The organism is Brevundimonas sp. (genome assembly GCF_031082345.1).
Taxonomy (GTDB): Bacteria; Pseudomonadota; Alphaproteobacteria; order Caulobacterales; family Caulobacteraceae; genus Brevundimonas.
Genome location: NZ_JAVHLH010000103.1, coordinates 1 through 3,491 on the forward strand (window position 1 = coordinate 1; position 3,491 = coordinate 3,491).

A 3,491-nucleotide genomic window follows, 5' to 3' on the forward strand; every position below is an offset into this window, starting at 1 on the left:
TGCCCCCCTGCGGCGACCGCGAGACCTTCCACCGCGCGGCGTGGCGCGAGGGCCGGGTCCATCCCCTCACCGACCAGGACTCCAGCGCCCAGAAGGCGCTGGCGGCGGCGGACCTGCTGATCCGCAGACGGCCGGGCGAACCGGAGGCGGCGGCCGGCGACGAGGTCGAGACCCTCGCCTTCTGATCAGCCCAGCCGGGCTTCGGCCTCGGCGAGATCCTCGGCCGTATTGACGTTGAAGAACGGATCGGCCGGCGCGACGGGCCAGTCCACGGCCGTGAACCCGACCGCCTCGGCGAACCCCCAAAGCGACCGGCGGCCGGACGCCGCATAGGCCGGCAAATGATCGAGCGCCGTCACCCGCCACAGACCGCAGACCGGATGCAGCCGCCCCCCGCTGGCCGCGAGGACGACGGCGTGGCCGTCGAGCGCGTCGCCCAGTCGCGGACCCAGCTCCGGCGGGACGAACGGCATGTCGCACGGCAGGGTCAGCACCGCCGCCCGGCCCTGATCCCGCGCCCAGCCGAGGGCGGCGGCCAGACCGCCCAGCGGACCTTCGACCGACGCGTCGGGGATCACAGTCACGCCCTCCGGCGCCCCGACCTGAGCGGGGTCGCGGACGGCGAGCGCCACCCGGTCGGAGAAGGTCGCCGCCTGACCGAGGGCGCGGGCCAGCAGGGTCTCGCCGCCCAGCCTGCGCAGCGGCTTGCCGCCGCCGATGCGGCGCCCCTCTCCGCCGGCCAGCACCACGACGGCGATGTCGTCGAGGGTCCTCATGTGAAGATCAGCTTGGCGCCGGCCAGCAGCAGGACAAGCCCCAGCATGACGAGCAGCCACGGCCGCGGCAGGCGGTGCAGACCCATCCACGTCCCCGCTACCGCTCCGACCGCCACGGCGGCGACGAAGACGGGCAAGGCCGGCGGCAAGGCCGGCAGCACGCTGAGATTGCCCGCCAGACCGGCGGCCGAATTGACCACGATGAAGACTGCCGCCACGCCCGCCGTCCGCCGCGGCTCCTCCCAGCGGAACAGCAGGATCAGCGGGCTCAGGAAGATGCCGCCGCCCGTCCCCGTGAGACCCGCCAGCAGGCCCAGCCCCGCCCCGGCCGGCAGGGCGACCAGCGCCCTGGGCGGCTGCACCATCCGGGCCGCGGTCCAAGCCGGCCGCCACAACATCCGCGCCGCCGCGATCCACAGCACCACCCCCAGAAGGGGGCGATAGACCTCGGGCGGGACGGCGATGCGCCCGCCGAGCCAGGCCATGGGCACGGCCGTGACGGCGAAGATCAGGAACAGGCGCGGGTTGAACTGGCCGGCGCGCAGGTACGACACCGCCGCATAGCCGGCCACCACGAGGTTCAGCGCCAGGGCGGTGGGCCGCATCACCTCTATGGGGACGGCGAACAGGGCCATCAGGCCGAGATAGGCCGAAGCGCCGCCATGGCCGACCGAGGCATACAGCGCCGCCGCCATCCCCATCAGCAGGGCGAGCAGGATCACCGTCGAGGGGTCCACGCGCGCTCCGTCAGCCGCCGACGTCGGCCATGCGGCGCAGATCGCCGGACTGCGCCAGCATCAGGCTGTGGCCCCGGGCCTTGGTCGGCAGCGCTTCAACAATCCGCGCCTCCAGCCGACCCGGCTCGATGTCCTCGGCCAGAAGGTCGCGCAGCTCGACCCCGCCTTCGCCGAACAGGCACAGCCTCAGCTTGCCCCGCGCGGTGACCCTCAGCCGGTTGCAGCCGTCGCAGAAATGATCGGCGTAGGGCGCGATCAGGCCGAAGCGGCCGAGATAGTCGGGGTGGCTGTACTCCACCGCGGGGCCGTCCTCGGGTCGCCGCGGCTGCGGGGTCCAGCCGCGTTCGGTCAGCCAGCGCGCGACGGCGGCGCCGCCCAGATGCTGGCGCTCGAACACATCGACATTGTCGAGCGTCCGCATCAGTTCGATGAAACGCACGGCGGTCGGACGATCGCGCAGCCAGTCGGCGAATTGCTCGACAGAGGAATCGAAGGTGTCTCGCAGGAGGACCGCGTTCAGCTTCACCCCGAGCCCCAGATCGAGCGCCTGGTCGATCCCGGCGAGAATGTCGGGCAGGCGATCGACGCCGGTGAGCCGGGCGAAGGTCTGGGGATCCAGGGAATCGGCGCTGACGTTCAGATGCGTCAGGCCGGCGTCGCGCCAGGCGCCGATCCGTTCCGTCAGCTTCCAGCCGTTGGTGGTCATGGCCACCCGGGCGATCCCCGGCGCGTTCGCGGCGCTGGCGATGATCGCCGGCAGGTCCGTCCGCACCGACGGCTCGCCCCCCGTCAGGCGCACCTTGGTCACCCCGAGGGCGGCGAAGCCTGCAACCAACCGGCGAATCTCTGACACGGAAAGAAACTGCGCCTCGGGGTCGCGGGCGTAGCCGTTCGGCAGGCAATAGACGCAGCGGAAATTGCACACTTCCGTGATCGACAGGCGGAGGTAGCGAAAGCGCCGGCCGAATCCGTCGGTCAGGCCCTCTCTCTCTCGCTCCGCCTCGTCCGGGATCACCGTCCACGCCTCGCCATGCCGGGCTCCGTGCCGCCGCTCCGGAGCACCCTACCGCCGTTCCGGGGGTCCACAGCAAGCACATTGTGCCAGCGCCAAGCTTGTTCCTGAACAAAGACCATGATCACGTAAGGGGCATTCTGAGTTGGTGTTGCGAGCGTAGCGTCGGTGTCTTCGGACGCCTCCCCTTCCTCTGAGGCCACGCATGATGGACGAGAGTTCTCCGACCCAAGGCGGGCGGACAGCACTGTGGGCGAGCACGTTCGCGTTCACGGTCTGCTTCGCCGTCTGGACGATCTTCTCGATCATCGGCCTGGACATGAAGACCGAGCTCGGTCTGTCCGAGACCCAGTTCGGCCTGCTGGTGGGCACGCCGATCCTGACCGGCTCGCTCACCCGGGTGTTCCTGGGCGTCTGGACCGAACAGCTCGGCGGTCGGCGCATGCTGGCCATGGTCATGCTGGCGGCGGCGGTCGCCACCCTGCTGCTGTCGTGGGCCGACACCTACGTCGAGATGCTGCTCGCGGCCCTGGGCGTCGGCCTGGCCGGCGGCGCCTTCGCGGTCGGCGTGGCCTATGTGCCGAAATTCTTTCCGCCGCGGATGCAGGGCACGGCGCTCGGCATCTTCGGCGCCGGCAACGTCGGCGCCGCGGTCACCAAATTTCTCGCACCCGTGGTCATGGTCGCCTGGGGCTGGCAGGCGGTGGCGCAGATCTGGGCCTTGGTCCTGGCGGTCACGGCGGTCGCCTTCTATCTCGTCACCCGCGAGGATCCGGAGACCGAGGCGCGGCGGCGCGAAGGCCGCAAGCCGGTCTCGGCGGCCCAGCAGCTCTCGGCGCTCAAGAACCTGCAGGTCTGGCGCTTCGCCCTCTACTATTTCTTCGTCTTCGGCGCCTTCGTGGCGCTGGCGCTGTGGCTGCCGCGCTACCTGATGGGCGTCTACGAGATGGACGTGAAGACCGCCGG

The 3,491-nt window shown here is 71.0% G+C and carries 4 protein-coding genes and 1 pseudogene; 2 read left to right on the top strand and 3 right to left on the bottom strand.

Annotation, left to right across the window (positions count from 1 at the left end; translation table 11 throughout):
* A pseudogene (locus tag RDU12_RS08295) lies at positions 1–185 on the top strand (molybdopterin molybdenumtransferase MoeA); the annotation flags it as partial.
* On the opposite strand, the gene RDU12_RS08300 reads toward RDU12_RS08295, so the two are convergent.
* The 3 genes from RDU12_RS08300 to moaA are packed head-to-tail and all read right to left on the bottom strand — an operon-like array spanning position 186 to position 2,528.
* On the bottom strand, positions 186–776 hold the full coding sequence (locus RDU12_RS08300; RefSeq protein WP_300289621.1) for a molybdenum cofactor guanylyltransferase: 591 nt from the start codon (positions 774–776) through the stop codon (positions 186–188).
* Complete coding sequence (locus tag RDU12_RS08305; protein WP_300289622.1) at positions 773–1,513, bottom strand: sulfite exporter TauE/SafE family protein; 741 nt, start codon at positions 1,511–1,513, stop codon at positions 773–775. The genes RDU12_RS08300 and RDU12_RS08305 overlap by 4 nt, the downstream gene beginning before the upstream one ends.
* Positions 1,514–1,523: 10 nt before the next feature.
* Positions 1,524–2,528, bottom strand: coding sequence for a GTP 3',8-cyclase MoaA (moaA, locus tag RDU12_RS08310; RefSeq protein ID WP_300289623.1), 1,005 nt, complete (start codon positions 2,526–2,528; stop codon positions 1,524–1,526).
* A gap of 202 nt (positions 2,529–2,730) precedes the next feature.
* Between moaA and RDU12_RS08315 the strand changes: the two genes are divergently transcribed.
* A partial coding sequence (locus RDU12_RS08315) for an MFS transporter (RefSeq protein WP_308684426.1) occupies positions 2,731–3,491 on the top strand: 761 nt, incomplete at its 3' end.